This is a genomic window from Microbacterium sp. (assembly GCF_036277215.1).
Classification (GTDB): domain Bacteria; phylum Actinomycetota; class Actinomycetes; order Actinomycetales; family Microbacteriaceae; genus Microbacterium.
The window spans coordinates 1-16,797 of the sequence record NZ_DASUNI010000122.1 but is presented as its reverse complement, the minus strand read 5'-3'; the positions used below and the strand labels follow the sequence as shown (position 1 = coordinate 16,797).

Annotated in this window: 15 protein-coding genes and 1 pseudogene; 12 read left to right on the top strand and 4 right to left on the bottom strand. The window is 68.0% G+C overall.

Features of this window, described 5'->3' with window-relative positions; all coding sequences use genetic code 11:
* Positions 1-204, top strand: a 204-nt coding sequence (locus VFX99_RS06330; RefSeq protein ID WP_329665469.1) for a hypothetical protein, incomplete at its 5' end; no start/stop codon positions are given.
* Positions 205-252: 48 nt separating this feature from the next.
* Here VFX99_RS06330 and VFX99_RS06325 read toward each other — a convergent pair.
* Positions 253-1,266 (bottom strand): hypothetical protein, encoded by a 1,014-nt coding sequence (locus VFX99_RS06325; RefSeq protein WP_329665468.1) that lies wholly within the window; start codon positions 1,264-1,266, stop codon positions 253-255.
* A gap of 213 nt (positions 1,267-1,479) precedes the next feature.
* On the bottom strand, positions 1,480-2,334 hold the full coding sequence (locus VFX99_RS06320) for a CPBP family intramembrane glutamic endopeptidase (RefSeq protein ID WP_329665467.1): 855 nt from the start codon (positions 2,332-2,334) through the stop codon (positions 1,480-1,482).
* Between the two features lie 163 nt (positions 2,335-2,497).
* On the opposite strand from VFX99_RS06320, the gene VFX99_RS06315 reads away from it, so the two are divergent.
* The 3 genes from VFX99_RS06315 (at position 2,498) to VFX99_RS06305 (ending at position 7,152) form a co-directional block, all read left to right on the top strand.
* Positions 2,498-4,303: an ABC transporter family substrate-binding protein gene (locus VFX99_RS06315; protein WP_329665466.1), complete on the top strand. Its 1,806-nt coding sequence runs from the start codon at positions 2,498-2,500 to the stop codon at positions 4,301-4,303.
* A 174-nt stretch (positions 4,304-4,477) separates the two neighbouring features.
* Positions 4,478-6,013, top strand: coding sequence for an ABC transporter permease (locus tag VFX99_RS06310; RefSeq protein WP_329665465.1), 1,536 nt, complete (start codon positions 4,478-4,480; stop codon positions 6,011-6,013).
* The gene (locus tag VFX99_RS06305) at positions 6,013-7,152 is read left to right on the top strand and encodes an ABC transporter permease (RefSeq protein ID WP_329665464.1); all 1,140 of its coding nucleotides are present in this window, start codon (positions 6,013-6,015) and stop codon (positions 7,150-7,152) included. The genes VFX99_RS06310 and VFX99_RS06305 overlap by 1 nt, the downstream gene beginning before the upstream one ends.
* 23 nt (positions 7,153-7,175) lie before the next feature.
* Here VFX99_RS06305 and VFX99_RS06300 read toward each other — a convergent pair whose 3' ends face one another.
* On the bottom strand, positions 7,176-7,784 hold the full coding sequence (locus VFX99_RS06300) for a PH domain-containing protein (RefSeq protein ID WP_329665463.1): 609 nt from the start codon (positions 7,782-7,784) through the stop codon (positions 7,176-7,178).
* Positions 7,785-7,822: 38 nt separating this feature from the next.
* Here VFX99_RS06300 and VFX99_RS06295 point away from each other — a divergent pair, with 38 nt between their 5' ends.
* The 8 genes from VFX99_RS06295 to VFX99_RS06260 all read left to right on the top strand — a co-directional run bounded on the left by VFX99_RS06295 (position 7,823) and on the right by VFX99_RS06260 (position 16,158).
* Positions 7,823-9,583: an ABC transporter ATP-binding protein gene (locus VFX99_RS06295; protein ID WP_329665462.1), complete on the top strand. Its 1,761-nt coding sequence runs from the start codon at positions 7,823-7,825 to the stop codon at positions 9,581-9,583.
* A gap of 100 nt (positions 9,584-9,683) precedes the next feature.
* Complete coding sequence (gene typA, locus VFX99_RS06290; RefSeq protein WP_329665461.1) at positions 9,684-11,597, top strand: translational GTPase TypA; 1,914 nt, start codon at positions 9,684-9,686, stop codon at positions 11,595-11,597.
* A gap of 77 nt (positions 11,598-11,674) precedes the next feature.
* Positions 11,675-12,424, top strand: a complete 750-nt coding sequence (locus VFX99_RS06285; protein WP_329665460.1) for an AzlC family ABC transporter permease — start codon at positions 11,675-11,677, stop codon at positions 12,422-12,424.
* 49 nt (positions 12,425-12,473) lie between these two features.
* Positions 12,474-12,788 (top strand): AzlD domain-containing protein, encoded by a 315-nt coding sequence (locus VFX99_RS06280; RefSeq protein ID WP_329665459.1) that lies wholly within the window; start codon positions 12,474-12,476, stop codon positions 12,786-12,788.
* Positions 12,789-12,835: 47 nt separating this feature from the next.
* Complete coding sequence (locus VFX99_RS06275) at positions 12,836-13,228, top strand: DUF6113 family protein (protein ID WP_329665458.1); 393 nt, start codon at positions 12,836-12,838, stop codon at positions 13,226-13,228.
* Positions 13,229-13,232: 4 nt separating this feature from the next.
* Positions 13,233-13,553, top strand: a complete 321-nt coding sequence (fdxA, locus tag VFX99_RS06270) for a ferredoxin (RefSeq protein WP_329665457.1) — start codon at positions 13,233-13,235, stop codon at positions 13,551-13,553.
* Between the two features lie 7 nt (positions 13,554-13,560).
* Complete coding sequence (gene dapC, locus VFX99_RS06265) at positions 13,561-14,670, top strand: succinyldiaminopimelate transaminase (protein ID WP_329665456.1); 1,110 nt, start codon at positions 13,561-13,563, stop codon at positions 14,668-14,670.
* A gap of 189 nt (positions 14,671-14,859) precedes the next feature.
* The gene (locus VFX99_RS06260) at positions 14,860-16,158 is read left to right on the top strand and encodes a citrate synthase (protein WP_329665455.1); all 1,299 of its coding nucleotides are present in this window, start codon (positions 14,860-14,862) and stop codon (positions 16,156-16,158) included.
* A 56-nt stretch (positions 16,159-16,214) separates the two neighbouring features.
* On the opposite strand, the pseudogene VFX99_RS06255 reads toward VFX99_RS06260, so the two are convergent.
* A pseudogene (locus VFX99_RS06255) lies at positions 16,215-16,797 on the bottom strand (polyphosphate kinase 2); the annotation flags it as partial.

The window sequence follows — 16,797 nt, the reverse complement described above, 5'->3', positions numbered from 1 at the left end:
GACAACCCGCTGATCAACGCGCCGCACACCGCGGAGGCGATCGTGACGGAGAAGTGGACGCATCCCTACTCGCGCGAGCTGGCGGTCTACCCGGTGCGCGCGCTGGTGCGGACCAAGTACTGGCCGCCCGTGCGCCGGATCGACCAGGCGTTCGGCGACCGCAATCTGGTGTGCGCGTGTCCGCCGATCGAGGCCTTCGCGTAGCCCCGACCGCGAGACTGCAACCGGACGTCGAAACGGCGGGCTGATCCCTCAGCTTCGACGTGCCGGTGCAGTCTCGATGCCGGTGCGCTGCGGCCGGCGCAGGAGCGCGCTGAGCGTGTACAGCTCCCGGGACGACTCGGGTCCGATCGGCCGGAGGCCGGTGGCGAACAGGGCCTCCCGCAGGGGATCGATCTGCCGCACGTCGCGCCAGCCCCAGTGCGCAAGCCCAGATGTGTGACGGCGGAGCCGGCGGTCCCGCCCCTTCTCTCTCGCGATCGCCGTCGCCGCGGGCTCGAGGGAGCCGTCGTACTTCAGCTCGCCGTCCGCCTCGCCGACCACTCTGCCCTCCTTCCACCACATGTCGACGCGATCGCGGAACGCGTCCGTGCGGAATTCGACCTGCAGCTCCGGATCCTCGAAGCCCAGCCATTCGATCGCGGCGCGACTGACGGATTCGAGCACGGTCTCGGCGACCGGTGTGGCGCGGTGCAGCGCCCAGCGCGCCCGCCGTCTGCCGCGGCTGTTCGTGCGACGCTCGTTCTCCGCCACGAGTGCCTCCACCGTGAGGCGCGGATCCGCCCGCATCGCGGCATCCGTCACTGCCAGCGCGATCGCCCCGTGCCGCGAACGTGCCAGATCGATCACCGTGTCGGCGGCGGACGTCACCCGCGCTCCGCCGACGTCCTCGATCACCCGGTCGGCCGACGTCGTGTGCAGGCGGATGCCGCCGCTCAGCCGGGCGGTGGCCGCGGGCGCGTCGAGGACGTGCACCTCGAGCGGGTCGCCGAAGAGCGGCAGCGAGCGCAGAGCCGCCGCAGACTCGAGGCAGAAGACCACGTCCGGATGCGTCATCGCCACCGCATGCACGCGCGCCTCGTAGCGTCTCCACGGGGGGAGCACCCACCACAGGGATGCCGGGGCGAGCACGCCCCGTCGAACACGAACGAGGTGCCCCGCTGCGATATCGCGCTCGGCATGCGAGATCTCGGCGGAGTGGAACAGCGGCAGGGGTGGCGGGACGGCGCGCGATCGCGCCGCGGCGGTGTCGAGGCTGAGGGTCATCCCCGCACTCTGAGCCGTTCTCGGCGGCTTCCGCGGGTCTGTCCTCGAGGCTGTGGACGCTCCCCGCGCTCCGCGTCCTGTGCAGGAGCCGCGTGGGCCAGCTCGTCGCCCGCCCTCCTCGACCGCGAGACTGCAACCGCAGGTCGAGACAGCGGGTGTACCCCGCGGTCTCGCCGTCCCGTTGCAGTCTCGCCGGAAGCAGACGCGGGCCGGCTACGCGGCGGGCGACGGGGACGGGGACAGAGACGGCGTCGGGCTCGGGCTCGGTGCGGGGGCGAAGACGCCGGGCCATAGGGCCGCGGCGAGCGGATACCCGACGAACGCGACGATGTCGAGCAGCGTGTGGGCGATCACGAGCGGCATGACGCGGCCCCAACGGCGATAGCACCAGCCGAACACCACGCCCATCACGAAGTTGCCGACGATCGCGCCGATGCCCTGGTACGCGTGGTACGCGCCGCGAAGGGCGGCCGCCGAGAGGATGATCGCCCACCACGACCAGCCGAGGCGCCGCAGCCGGTCGAACAAGTAGGCGACGAGGATGACCTCCTCGGTGAGTCCGGCTCGCAGGGCCGAGAACAGCAGCAGGGGGAGCGTCCACCACGCCGCATCCAGCGGCGAGGCGACCACCGCGACATTCAGTCCCATCACCCGGGCGAGGACGTACAGCCCCAGACCCGGGATGCCGATCACCGCGGCGAGCAGGATGCCGCGCCCCAGATCGCCACCGAAGCGGGTGAAGTCCAGCCCGATCCGCCCCAGCGCGCTCCGTCCCGGTTCCCACAGCAGGTAGACGACCAGCGCCACCAGGGCGAGCGCGAACACGACATCGAGGAACTGATAGAGCACGTTCCACAGGATCTCTGCGTCGCGATTCGGATTCAGCTGCGCCTGCTGCTGGCTGATCGGCGTCGTGCGGAGAGAGGCCCGCACCAGCGAGAGCACGGAGTACAGAGCCGACTGCCCGACCGTGATGGCCAGGACGATGCCGATCTCCCACCACAGGCGAGCACGGACACCCGGGTCAGTGGCAAACCTCACGTCGAAAGGGGGGTTCGGCGAGGTCATCTTGTCAGATTGCCACATTCAACCCCTGTTGAGTTAAGGCTCTGTAACGTTTTCGGGCTACGTCTCGACCATTCCACACGCCGTGCTTAGGGTTTTCACTATCCGCGCCCCGGTCAGGTTCAGTCCTGACGTGTGCGCATCATCCCTTGCACAGGAGGAATACGTGTCTGACAAGACATGGCGCAAGCGCGCCCTTGTAGTCGCGGCGGGGGTCGGCGTCTCAGCCGTCGTCCTGGCCGGCTGCACCAGCCCCGGAGGCACCGACGGTGGAGAGGCGGCGCCGGAAGTCGTCGACACTCAGATCATCCTCGCGGAGACCAACGAGACCACGAGCTTCAACGCTGCGACGCCTCAGAGCAACCTCGACATCAACGGCAAGCTCTGGTATGCGACGCACGAGACCTTCGCCTACATCAACGACCAGATGGAGGTCGTGCCCAACGAGTCGTTCGGCACAATGGAGAAGACCTCGGATGACCCGCTGACGGTCAAGTACACCCTGAGCGACAACGCCCAGTGGTCGGACGGCACGCCGGTCACCACCGACGACCTGCTGCTGGGCTGGGCCTCGGGCTCCGGCTACTACGACGACGCGACGCTCGACGAGGAAGGCGCCGTCACCGCCGGTACGCAGTACTTCACCATCGCGGGCTCGACCTCCGGCCTCGAGGACACCGAGGTGCCCGAGGTCAGCGACGACAAGAAGTCGCTGACGCTCATCTACGACACCCCGTACGTGGACTGGAACCTGCAGTGGCTGCTCGACCAGGACGCCAACCCGGTGCCGTTCCACGTGATCGCCGAGCAGACCGGTGTCACCGCTGAGGACTTCGTCGCGGCGCTCCAGGAGACCCCGCGCGGCAACCCCGACGCACCGGCAGAGCCGAACGAGACCATCAAGACCGTTGCGGACTTCTGGAACACCGGCTTCGACGTCACCTCGCTTCCCGATGACGAGTCGCTGTACCTCTCGAACGGCCCGTTCATCGTCGACTCGTGGGAGCCCACCCAGTCCATGACGCTCAAGGCCAACGAGAACTACAAGGGCGACCACAAGCCCGCGTACTCGACCCTGGTCTTCCGCTTCGTCGGTGACTCGCAGGCACAGGTGACGGCCCTCCAGAACGGTGAGGTCGACATCATCAACCCGCAGGCCGGTGGCGACACGCTGCAGCTGCTGGAGAGCATCGAGGGTATCCAGATCCTCACCGGTCCTCAGCTGTCCTACGACCACGTGGACCTGTCGCACAAGGGTGAGTGGGCAGACCCCGCCATTCGTGAGGCGTTCATGAAGATCATCCCCCGCCAGCAGATCGTCGACACGGTCGTGAAGCCGATCAACCCTGACGCCACGGTGCTCAACTCGCAGACGTACGTCACGTCGCAGACCGAGCCGTACGAGAAGACGATCCAGACGAACGGATCGGACGCGTACACCGACGTGGACATCGAGGGCGCCAAGGAGCTCCTCGCCGGTCGCACCCCGACGGCGCGAATCCTCTACAACATCAACAACCCGAACCGCGTCGCGGCGTTCGAGGCCATCCAGGCCACGGCGACCGAAGCCGGTTTCGTGGTGGAGGACATCGGCCGCGAGGACTGGAGCGCGCAGCTCGAGAGCGACATCTACGACGTGTCGATCTTCGGATGGATCTCGCCCGGTGTCGGCAACGAGGACATCCCGCAGATCTTCGCGTCGGACGGTGGCTCGAACTTCACGGGTGTCAGCATCCCCGAGGTCGATGAGCTCGCCGCTCAGATCCAGCAGATGACCGACCCGGCTGATGTCGAGGAGGCCCGCATCCAGGTCGACCAGCTGCTGTTCGAGGACTACTACGGCCTGCCGATCTTCCAGAGCCCGGGTGTGGAGGCTCACACCGACCGCATCTCGGGTGTGACCTTCATGGCCAACCAGACCGGTCCGATCTGGAACTTCTGGGAGTGGACCGCGGAGGACGCAGCTGAGTAATCAGCGGCTCGTCTGACGCACACATCACGCTTGGGGCGTCGGGTACCGACCCGGCGCCCCAAGCGCGTGTTCACCCACTTTTCCCGTACGGAATCAGCCCGTCCGCCCTGCGGTCACAAGCCCTAGGGAAGCGGTTATGCGGCTGGTATCGTTTGCCCATGAAGGGGACACCCAGTGCTTAGTTTCGTCCTTCGGCGAATCGGGGTATCGATCCTCATCCTCATCGCCGCGTCCTTCATCATGTACACCCTGGTGGCGCTGGCGAAGGATCCGCTGACAGACCTCTACGCCTCCAACAGCCCGAACAAGGATGCGCTCATCGCGCAGCGCATCGAGTGGCTGCACCTCGACCAGCCCATCCCGGTCCGCTGGCTCGGCTGGCTGGGCGGCGCGGCCCGCTGCGTCATCCCCTTCGGCGGGTGCGACCTGGGCGTCACGATCCAGAACCAGCCGGTCAGCATCCTGCTCGGCCGCGCGGTGTCCTCCACACTCCAGCTCGTCACCGCCGCCACGATCCTGGCCATCGTCCTGGGCATCACGGTCGGCATCATCTCGGCCCTGCGCCAGTACAGCGCGGTCGACTACAGCTTCACGTTCGCCAGCTTCTTCCTCTACTCGCTGCCCTCGTTCCTCATGGGCGTCATCCTCAAGGTCTTCGTGGCCCTCGGGTTCAACAACTGGCTGCGCGACCCCGTCTTCACGTGGGCGTGGATCATAGGCCTCTCTCTGATCGCCGGCATATTCTGGCAAGCCGTCATAGGCGGCCCCCGTAATCGCCGCCTGGTCGTCTTCGCGGCATCCGTGCTCGTGACCGGTCTGATGCTGTACGGCATGACGGTCACGGAGTGGTTCCTCGACCCCTCGCTCGGACCGATCATCGCGCCGCTGCTGATCGCCGCCTTCGGCGCGGCGATGGTGCTGCTGATCGCCGGCGCGAGGGCGCGCTACGCGTGGCGGACCGCCGGAGTGACCGTGATCGTGCTGATCGGCGCCTTCTTCCTGCTGCAGCGCTTCCTGCCGTTCTTCGGGGTGTGGGGCGTGGTCGTGCTGTTCTGCCTCGCCGGAATCGTCGGCGCCGTCGCCGGATTCTTCCTGGGCGAGTTCGACAAGGGTCCCGCCATCCGCATCGGCATCCTGACGGGCGTTCTCGGCATGGGCGTGATCATCGTCGATCAGTACATGCACACGTGGAACTCGTACATCAACAACCCGCGGATCAACGGGCGCCCGATCCCCACCGTGGGGTCCGAGACGCCGAACCTGCAGGGCGACTTCTGGATCCAGAGCACCGACACGTTCATGCATCTGCTCCTGCCCACGATCAGCCTGATGCTGATCTCGTTCGCCGGGTACACGCGGTACGCCCGCGGCGGGATGCTCGAGACGCTGAACCAGGACTACATCCGCACGGCGCGCGCGAAGGGCCTGCCGGAGCGCACCGTCGTCGTCCGTCACGCGTTCCGCAACTCCCTCATCCCCATCACGACGATCGTCGCCGCGGACGTCGGGGCGCTCATCGGCGGTGCGATCATCACGGAGCGGATCTTCGCGTTCAGCGGCATGGGAGCGCTGTTCAACAGCGGACTCAACAACTCCGATCCGAACCCCGTGATGGCCTACTTCGTGGTCATCGCGGTCGTCGCGATCACGTTCAACTTCCTCGCCGACCTCGCCTATTCGGCACTCGACCCGAGAGTGAGGGTCAAGTGATGACGATCCCCATGGGCGCCAATTTCGAAGCCCCCTCCGAGCCTGCAGCCGAACCGACGAAGGTCGTCACCGCCGACGAGAAGGGCTTGAGCCAGGGCCGGCTCATCTTCAAGCGGTTCATCCAGCACAAGCCCGCCCTCATCAGCATCCTGCTCTTCGTGCTGATCGTCGGCTTCGCGATCTCCGCGACCGGGATCTTCGGCATCCCGGGGTGGTGGCAGTGGAACTACACCTCGCTGCTGCCGATCCAGAACAACGGGATGCCCACGCTGACCCTCTGGCCGTTCTCACTGGGCGACCACCCGTTCGGCCAGAACAACGTCGGCAAGGACTACTTCGCGATGGTGATGCGAGGCCTGGTGAACTCGGCCTACATCATGTTCATCATCGGCGGCATCGCGGCGTTCATCGGTGTCGTGGTCGGCGCGATCGCCGGGTACTACCGCGGCTGGGTCGACTCGGTGCTGATGCGACTCACCGACATCGTCATCGTCATCCCGATCATCGTCGTCGGCGCCGTCGTCGGTTCCGCGGTCGGTGGGCTCGGGCCGCTCGTGCTCGCGATCTTCCTGGGGTTCTTCGCGTGGACGGGCATCGCCCGCCTGGTGCGCGCGGAGTTCCTGTCGCTGCGCGAGCGCGAGTTCGTCGAGGCGGCGCGCGTCGCAGGGGCCTCAGACCTGCGGATCATCTTCAAGCACATCCTCCCCAACGCGATGGGCGTGGTGATCGTCTCCACGACGCTGTTGATCGCAGCCGCGATCATCCTGGAGACCTCGCTGTCGTTCCTCGGCTACGGCGTCCGCAGTCCGGAAGTCTCCCTCGGCCTGCTCATCAGCCAGAACGAGGCCGCGTTCCAGACCCGGCCGTGGCTGTTCTGGTGGCCGGCGGCGTTCATCGTGATCCTGTCCCTCCTGGTCAACTTCGTGGGCGACGGGCTGCGGGACGCCTTCGACCCGCGCCAGAAGCGCATCCGCTTCAGCAGGGTCAAGGACCTGCCCAAGGATGCCGTCGTTGAATCCGGTCTGTCGGCGGACGTGCCCGAGGGTGTCATCATGACCCGCACCGGTGCGGCCAGCAACAGCGGTGTCTCCAGCGAGGAGCCCGACGAACAGTCGTTCGAGCCGGAGACCCGGCGATGACGAGGCGAGCGTCCGGACCGGCGTCAGCCCGTCATCGCCAGCGTCCACAGGGTCGCCAGGACGAGCGCCGCCGAGACGGCCAGCACCGGAATGTCCCAGCGGCGCGCCACCTTCACGTCGTCCGCCATGCCGACCGTGACGAGCCCGCCGTCGAGTCGACGCTGCCACTCGTCGCGGACCATCATCGCCGCGTCGCCGGAATCGCTGCCCAGCAGGTCGCCCGTGCGGGGCGCACCGCCAACGGCGCGAGCCTCGCGATTGAGCTCGCGTCGGCCGATGATCTGAGCGGTCATGATGCCGGGCGCCGGCGCGGACCAGGCCGTGAAACGCTTGCCCGGCGTCAGCAGAGTCAGCGCATGCTTCGTGTCGAGGTGGATGAGCGCCTCCCACGGGATGTCGACACTGTGACTGACGTTGCGCACCGCGATGCCCGCCTCGCCGACGCCCACGCTGGGGCGCCAGAGCGCCGCCCACCCGAGGAAGGCCGCCAGCGCCGCGGCGGGGAAGACCCAGGTCAGACTCGGGTCGGCACCCCACAGAGCCAAACCCGCAACCAGCGCCGCCAGCACCCAGACGAGAATCGCCATGATCCGGTTGAAGCGGGAATGCAGCACTCTGCTCGCGTGATCCACGCTTCCATTCTCACCCTCAGCCACGTCAGGAACCCCCGATGACCCCGCCACGGACGCGCGAGCCCTACGACAGCCATCTCCTCGAGGTCAGCGGACTCTCGGTGGATTTCGCCGTCGACAACTTCTGGGTGCCGGCGGCCAAGAACCTGGACTACTTCGTCGACGCAGGCAAGGCCCTCGCCATCGTCGGCGAGTCGGGCTCCGGCAAGAGTGCGAGCTCGATGGCGATGCTCGACCTGCTTCCCTCCAACGCCCGCATCAGCGGGAGCGTGAAGCTGGGCGGCCGCGAGATCATCGGATTGAAGAAGGACGAGCTGCGCCGCGTGCGCGGCAGCGAGATCGCGGTCATCTTCCAGGAGCCGATGACGGCGCTGAACCCGGTGTACACGGTGGGCTCGCAGATCATCGAGACGCTGCGCATCCATTTCGGCATCACTCCGAGCGCGGCGAGGGAACGGGCTCTTGAGCTGCTCGACATGGTCGAACTGCCCGACCCGCTCAAGGCCTTCAACTCGTATCCGCACCAGCTCTCCGGCGGCCAGCGTCAGCGCGCCATGATCGCGCAGTCCATCTCGTGCGATCCGTGGCTCCTGATCGCAGACGAGCCGACCACGGCCCTGGACGTGACCGTGCAGGCCGAGATCCTCGACCTCATGCGCGACCTCCGTCACCGGCTGGATTCGGCCATCCTGCTCATCACGCACGACATGGGCGTGGTCGCCGACCTGGCCGACGACATCGTGGTGATGCGCAAGGGCGAGATCGTCGAGCGCGGCACGGTCGAGGGAGTCTTCGCGAACCCCCAGCATCCGTACACGCGCCAGCTGCTGGCCGCCGTTCCGCGCATCGGCCAGGTCGGCGACGTGGCGATCGACACGACCGCCGCGCTGACCGGCGACGCGACCCAGCTCCGCCTCGCCGAGATCGCGGCGCGTGAGGATGCCGAGCGGCGCGAGGCTCTGCTGAACCCGGTCCTGTCGTTCGAGGACGTGGCGATCGACTACCCCAAGCGCGGACGGGTCCCCGCCTTCCGGGCCGTGGAGCACGCGACCTTCTCGATCTATCCCGGTGAGGTGACGGGCCTGGTCGGCGAGTCCGGCTCCGGCAAGACGACCGTCGGCCGCGCGGCCATCGGCCTCCTCCCGATCGCGGACGGCCGCGCGACGGTGGTCGGCACCGACATCTCCAAGGCCGACCGACGCCTGCTGCACAAGGTGCACAAGGATGTCGGCATCGTCTTCCAGGACCCGTCGTCGTCGCTGAATCCGCGCTTGCCGATCGGCGCTTCCATCGGCGAGCCCATGCTGCTCGCCGGCGAGGCGAAGGGTCGCGACCTGGACAAGCGCGTGCAGGATCTGCTCGACGCCGTCGAACTGCCCCGCGCGTATCGCAACCGGTACCCGCACGAGCTGTCCGGTGGGCAGAAGCAGCGCGTGGGCATCGCTCGCGCACTCGCGCTCCAACCCAAGCTGCTGATCGCCGACGAGCCGACCTCGGCCCTCGACGTCTCGGTGCAGGCCACCGTCCTCGAGCTGCTGCGTCGACTGCAGAGCGACCTCGGCTTCGCGTGCCTGTTCATCAGCCACGATCTCGCCGTCGTCGACTCGCTCGCCGACCGGATCATCGTCATGCACCACGGCAAGATCGTGGAGCAGGGCGCCACCGGGCAGATCCTGCGCGCACCCGAGAAGGATTACACACAGCGCCTGATCGCCGCCGTGCCGATTCCCGACCCGGCCGAGCAGCGCGTGCGCCGGGAGGCGCGCGCCATCCTCCTGGCCGCCGAGTCCCCGGAGTAGAGCGCCGAGGCCTGAGAAGGCGCCGGGGCAACGCCCAGGCGCCTCCCGTAGACTGGAAGAGCCCGGCTCCGGGCGCTTCCCCGCTCTGCAAGGATTTTCCATGGTGCGCGCTTTCCGTTCAGACCTCCGCAACGTCGCGATCGTTGCCCACGTCGACCACGGCAAGACGACCCTCGTCGACGCCATGCTTCGCCAGACCGGCTCGTTCGGCTCGCACGAGCACATGGAGGAGCGGGCGATGGACTCGAACGATCTCGAGCGTGAGAAGGGCATCACGATCCTCGCCAAGAACACGGCGATCACGTACTCCGGTCTCCATGCGACCGACGGCCCCGTCACCATCAACGTCATCGACACCCCCGGGCACGCCGACTTCGGCGGCGAGGTCGAGCGCGGTCTGTCGATGGTCGACGGCGTCGTCCTCCTGGTCGACGCGAGCGAGGGCCCGCTTCCGCAGACGCGCTTCGTGCTGCGCAAGGCGCTCGAGGCCAAGCTTCCCGTCATCCTCCTGGTGAACAAGACCGACCGTCCGGACGCCCGCATCGCCGAGGTCGAGGAAGAGGCGCACGACCTCCTGCTGGGCCTGGCGAGCGACCTCGTCGACGACGTGCCCGACCTCGACGTCGACGCACTCCTGGACGTTCCGGTGGTCTATGCCAGCGGTCGCGCCGGCGCGGCATCCCGCACTCGTCCGGAGAACGGCAGCCTGCCCGACAACGACGACCTCGAGCCGCTCTTCGAAGCGATCCTCCAGCACGTGCCCGCGCCTTCGTACGACGACGAAGCACCGCTGCAGGCCTGGGTCACCAACCTCGACTCCAGCCCGTTCCTCGGGCGCCTGGCCCTGCTGCGCGTCTTCAACGGCACGCTCAAGAAGGGCCAGACCGTCGCCTGGGTGCGCGCCGACGGCACTGTCAGCAGCGCGCGCATCACCGAGCTGCTCAAGACCCGCGCCCTCGAGCGGTATCCCGCCGAGAGCGCCGCACCCGGCGACATCGTCGCGATCGCGGGCTTCCCCGACATCACGATCGGCGAGACGATCGCCGACCCCGACGACGTGCGCCCGCTGCCGCAGATCCACGTCGACGACCCGGCCATCTCGATGACGATCGGCACCAACACCAGCCCGCTCGTCGGCAAGGTGAAGGGCCACAAGCTCACCGCCCGCATGGTGAAAGACCGCCTCGACCGAGAACTGGTCGGCAACGTCTCGCTGAAGGTCGTCGATATCGGACGACCGGATGCCTGGGAAGTGCAGGGCCGCGGCGAGCTGGCCCTGGCGATCCTCGTCGAGAACATGCGCCGGGAGGGCTTCGAGCTCACGGTGGGCAAGCCGCAGGTGGTCACCAAGAAGGTCGACGGCAAGACGTACGAGCCGTTCGAGCACCTGACGATCGATGCGCCGGAGGAGTACCTCGGCGCGATCACGCAGCTGCTGGCCTCCCGCAAGGGCCGCATGGACAACATGACCAACCACGGCACCGGATGGGTGCGGATGGAGTTCATCGTTCCCTCGCGCGGCCTCATCGGATTCCGCACCGAGTTCCTCACCACGACCCGCGGCACCGGCATCGCGAACGCGATCTCGCACGGCTACGAGCCGTGGGCCGGCCACATCGTCTCGCGCCAGAACGGCTCGATCGTGGCCGATCGCTCCGGCGTGGTCACTCCGTTCGCGATCATCGCACTGCAGGAGCGCATGTCCTTCTTCGTGCAGCCCACGCAGGAGGTCTACGAGGGCATGGTCGTCGGCGAGAACTCGCGCAACGATGACATGGACGTGAACATCACGAAGGAGAAGAAGCTGACGAACATGCGTCAGTCCACCTCCGACACGTTCGAGTCGATGACGCCGCCGCGCCAGCTCTCGCTCGAGGAGAGCCTCGAGTTCGCGCGCGACGATGAATGCGTCGAGGTGACCCCGGAGATCGTTCGCATCCGCAAGGTGAACCTCGATGCCACCGAGCGCGCCCGCGCGACTGCCCGCCTGAAGCGCCAGGACGCCAACGTCTGATCCGCCGCGGGGGAGCGGGCCACGGATGCCGCACCGGCACGCTGCCCCGCGGAGCATCCCTCGGTAGGCTCGGGCGGGTGACTGCCGAGCCTCGGACTCCGGATGCCGAGAGCAGGCGTGCCTGGCGCCAGGGGCTCGGTGTGGCGCTGGCCACGAGCGCGTACGGCATCTCGTTCGGCGCACTGGCCGTCGCGGCCGGTCTGGACCTGTGGCAGACGTGCGTGCTGAGCCTCCTCATGTTCACGGGAGGATCGCAGTTCGCGTTCGTGGGCGTCATCGCCGCCGGCGGGCTGCCCGCGGCGCCTGCCGCGATCGCATCGGCATCCCTCTTGGGCGTGCGCAACATCGCGTACGGGATGCGGATGTCGCCGGTGATCGGCGCGGGCTTCTGGCGTCGCGCGGCGGCCGCCCAATTCACGATCGACGAGTCCACCGCGGTCTCGCTCGCCCAGACGACGCCACGAGCGCGGACTCTCGGGTTCTGGGTCACGGGCCTCGCGATCTACGTCGGCTGGAACCTCTCGACGCTGGCCGGCGCGCTTCTGGGCGATGTCCTGGGCGACCCGAAGGCGTACGGGCTGGATGCCGCAGCCGCGGCCGCCTTCCTCGCCCTCCTGTGGCCGCGGCTGCGGCATCGTCAGCCGATCGCCGTCGGCATCGCCGCAGCGGTCGTGGCGACCGTGTTGACGCCGGCCCTGATGCCGGGCGTGCCCGTACTGGTGGCGGCCGTCGTAGCGTTCGTGGTCGGCTGGTTCAACTGGCTCGGCGCCGACGACGAACCTCCGGAAGAGCCGGACGACGTGGCGGAGCGGGTGGGGCTCCCGTGAACCGAGAGCAGGCACGCCCCCGGTCGCTGGTCATGAGGGGGTGCGACGCATGACGCTGTGGAACGCGGTGCTCGTGGCATCCATCATCTGCGTCGCCCTCAAAACCCTCGGCTATCTCGTGCCGCAGCGCTTCCTGGAGGCGCCGCGGCCCGCACGGATCGCCGATCTGCTGACGGTCGCGCTCCTCGCCGCCCTGGTCGCCGTGCAGACCCTGGGCGCAGGGCAGGCCATCGTGGTGGATGCGCGCATCCCCGCCCTGCTGGTCGCGGCGGGACTGCTGCTGCTGCGTGCGCCGTTCCTCGTCGTCGTCGTCGCCGCTGCGCTCGTGGCGGGGCTGCTGCGGCTGTGGGGGCTGGCCGCATGACCGCATCCGGTCAGGCGTGGCGAGCAGCAGGACATAAACTGACCGCCGTGAGAACCGCCCTTCCGCGCGTCGCCACCTGGGCCGTCGCCTTCATCGTCGGAGGCGTGTACGGACTCGCCGGGACGATCGCGCACTCGTTCCAGCTCGGCTGGTTCCCGCTCGGGCTCGTGCTGGCGATCATCGGGTCGGCGGCCCTGCTCGCGGCCGTGCGCCTGCTGACCGCCGACCGCTGGGCGGCGCTGGCCGCGGGCGCCGGCATGATCCTGGCGACGCTCGTGTTCTCCGGCCGCGGTCCTGGCGGCTCGGTCATCGTCCCGCAGACCCAGCTGGCCGTCGCCTGGACGCTCGCCGTGCCCATCCTCGTGACGGTCGTCGTCGCATGGCCTTCCCGGCTGCGACCGGTCGCCGCCGACACCGCTGCCCGCGGCGAATTAGACTGAACCCGTGACGTACGTGATCGCTCTTCCCTGCGTGGATCTCAAAGACCGCGCCTGCATCGACGAATGCCCGGTCGACTGCATCTACGAGGGTGATCGGATGCTGTACATCCACCCCGACGAGTGCGTCGACTGCGGCGCCTGCGAGCCGGTGTGTCCGGTGGAGGCGATCTACTACGAGGACGACCTGCCCGACGAGTGGCAGGACTACTACAAGGCCAACGTCGAGTGGTTCGAGGACGTGGGCTCGCCCGGTGGCGCCGCCAAGGTGGGCATCATCCACAAGGACCATCCGATCATCGACGCGCTGCCGCCGCAGGCTCCGTAGCGCGCTCATGGGCGTCGCCGACCTCGCCGACTACCCCTGGGACGCCGTCGCACCGTACGCGGAGCGGGCGCGCGCCCATCGGGGCGGAATCGTGGACCTCTCCATCGGGTCGCCCGTCGACCCGACGCCGCCGGTGATCGCGGATGCGCTCGCCGCTGCGACGGATGCGCACGCCTACCCGCAGACGGTCGGCACGCCCGCGCTTCGCGAGGCGATCTCGGAGTGGTACTCCCGGCGCCGCGGCGTGCCCGACCTCACCCCGGCCCACGTCCTGCCGACGATCGGCTCAAAAGAGCTCGTCGCGCTCCTGCCCATGCTGCTGGACCTCGAGCCCGGTGACATCGTCGTGCACCCTCGCGCGGCGTACCCCACCTACGAGGTCGGCGCGCGGCTGATCGGCGCGATCCCGGTCGCAGCGGACGATCCCGCGAGCTGGCCCGACGGAACGCGCCTGGTGTGGCTCAACTCGCCCGGCAACCCCGACGGCCGGGTGCTGGATGCCTCCGCTCTGGCGGCGGCCGTGCGGCGGGCGCGTGAGCTCGGCGCGGTCATCGCATCCGACGAGTGCTACGCGGAGCTCGGCTGGGAGTCACCCTGGGATGTCGAGCCGATCCCGTCGGTGCTCGACCCCCGCGTGACCGACGGCGATCTGCGCGGCATCCTGTCGGTGTACTCCCTGAGCAAGCAGTCGAACCTGGCGGGGTACCGGGCTGCGTTCCTGGCCGGCGATTCCGAGATCATCGCGCGGTTGCTGACGGCACGTAAGCACCTCGGCCTCATGCTCCCGGCTCCCGTGCAGGCGGCGATGATCGCAGCGCTCGGAGACGACGCCCACGTCGCCGCGCAGAAGGAGCGCTATCGAGTGCGGCGCGCGATGCTCAAGCCCGCTCTGGAGGCAGCCGGCTTCCGCGTGGATCACAGCGAGGCGGGGCTGTACGTGTGGGCGACCGAAGGGCGGGACGCGTGGGAGAGCATCGGAGGCCTGGCCGACCTCGGCATCCTCGCTGGTCCGGGGCACTTCTACGGCGAGCACTTCCCTCAGCACGTGCGGCTGTCGCTCACGGCGACGGATGAGCGCATCGCCGCAGCCGCCGAGCGCCTGCGCGCCGGAGTGTGATCCGGAGGTTGGCTCCAACGGATGCCACGCCCCTTTGGCGATGTCCGCAGTATGCCGAAGCGCCCATTAGGCTGTAAAAGCGTCGTGGCGCGGCATCCCTCGTCATCACGCCGGCTCTCGGAATCGCCCACGGTGCAATCCGCTGGGCCCTCGAACCCCCAGACCGACCAGGAATCGCGAGGAGGCGCCGTGAGCGAAGCGGGCACCCAGCAGGACAGAGCCATCCTCAGGATCGGCGATCGGACCGCCCAGTTCCCGCTCATCAGCGGCACAGACGGCACGCCGAGCGTCGATATCTCCACCTTCACCCGCCAGACCGGTCACACGACGCTCGACTACGGGTTCGTCAACACCTCCGCGACCAAGTCCGCCATCACGTTCATCGATGGCGACAAGGGGATCCTCCGCTATCGCGGCTACCCGATCGAGCAGCTTGCGCAGAACAGCACCTACCTCGAAGTCGCCTGGCTGCTCATCTACGGTGAGCTTCCCTCGGCTGACGAGCTGGCGGCCTTCGATGACCGCATCCGTCACCACACACTGCTGCACGAGGACCTGAAGCGCTTCTTCTCCGCGCTTCCCCATACCGCCCACCCGATGTCGGTGCTGTCCTCCGCGGTGTCGGCGCTGTCCACCTACTACGAGCGCGAATCCGACCCGCACAATCCGGAGCACGTCGAGCTGAACACCATCCGGATGCTCGCGAAGCTGCCGGTGATCGCCGCCTACGCGCACAAGAAGAGCGTCGGCCAGGCGTTCCTCTACCCCGACAACGGGCTGAGCTTCGTCGACAACTTCCTCAAGCTCAACTTCGGCGTGCTCTCCGAGCTGTACGAGACGAATCCGGTGATGTCGCGGGCGCTCGAGCGTCTGCTGATCCTGCACGAAGACCACGAGCAGAACGCGTCCACCTCCACCGTGCGCCTCGTCGGCTCGACCGGTGCGAATCAGTTCTCGTCGATCTCGGCCGGCATCAATGCGCTCTACGGCCCGCTGCACGGCGGCGCCAACGAGGCCGTCCTCGAGATGCTGGCGCGCATCCGTGATTCCGGCGAAAGCGTTCAGCGCTTCGTCGAGCGGGTCAAGAACAAGGAAGACGGCGTCAAGCTCATGGGCTTCGGGCACCGGGTCTACAAGAACTACGACCCGCGCGCCAAGCTGGTCAAGGAGTCCGCCGACGAGGTGCTCGCCGAGCTCGGCGTCCACGACCCGCTGCTTGATCTCGCGAAGGAGCTCGAGGAGCTGGCGCTCGAGGACGACTACTTCAAGGAGCGCCGCCTCTACCCGAACGTCGATTTCTACACCGGCGTGATCTACAAGGCGATGGGGTTCCCGACCCGCATGTTCACGGTGCTGTTCGCGATCGGTCGGCTGCCCGGATGGCTCGCCCACTGGCGCGAGATGCAGGCCGACCCGCAAACCAAAATCGGCCGACCGCAGCAGCTCTACGTCGGCGCGCCGCAGCGCGACTATCCCGGTACGCGCTGACCGAAGCCGCAGCCGCGCGGCGTGGGGCGGATGATCGCCCGAGCCGTGGACGACCGCTACTTGTCGTCCTTCGCCTCTTCACGGTCGGCGATCTTGGCCGCGTCCTTCTCCCGCCGACGCTTGCTCTTGGAGCCGTCGACCCGCTCCTCCTTGTGGCGCTGCTCGACCTCCCTGGAGTAGTCGGGAACGTGTGAGGTCATGTCGCGCGGCGGACGTTCGTAGCCTCCCGACGGCGGGCGCGGTGGCACGATGACGTCTTCGCGCTCGACGACCTCATAGGGGACCTGCGACAGGATGTGCGCGATCGTGTTGATCCGTCCGCGCCGCTTGTCGTCGTTGTCGACCTCCCACCACCGAGCCTCGGGGATGTCGGTGTGGACGAACATCGTGTCCTTCGCGCGGGAGTAGTCCTCCCACTTGGTGATGGCCAGCACGTCGTTCGGGCTGAGCTTCCATCGCCGCATCGGGTCTTCGGCGCGGTCCTGGAAGCGGCGCTCCTGCTCGATGTCGGACACGCTGAACCAGTACTTCAGCAGGATGATCCCGTCCTCCACGAGCATCCGCTCGAAGATCGGTGCCTGGTGGAGGAACCGGTGGTACTCGATGTCGGTGCAGTAGCCCATCACGTGCTCGACGCCG

Coding starts and splice junctions, on each gene's coding strand:
- typA (WP_329665461.1), top strand. CDS start 9,684: ATGGTGCGCGCTTTCCGTTCAGACCTCCGCAACGTCGCGATCGTTGCC.
- VFX99_RS06320 (WP_329665467.1), bottom strand. CDS start 2,334: ATGACCTCGCCGAACCCCCCTTTCGACGTGAGGTTTGCCACTGACCCG.
- dapC (WP_329665456.1), top strand. CDS start 13,561: ATGGGCGTCGCCGACCTCGCCGACTACCCCTGGGACGCCGTCGCACCG.
- VFX99_RS06295 (WP_329665462.1), top strand. CDS start 7,823: ATGACCCCGCCACGGACGCGCGAGCCCTACGACAGCCATCTCCTCGAG.
- VFX99_RS06280 (WP_329665459.1), top strand. CDS start 12,474: ATGACGCTGTGGAACGCGGTGCTCGTGGCATCCATCATCTGCGTCGCC.
- VFX99_RS06305 (WP_329665464.1), top strand. CDS start 6,013: ATGACGATCCCCATGGGCGCCAATTTCGAAGCCCCCTCCGAGCCTGCA.
- VFX99_RS06325 (WP_329665468.1), bottom strand. CDS start 1,266: ATGACCCTCAGCCTCGACACCGCCGCGGCGCGATCGCGCGCCGTCCCG.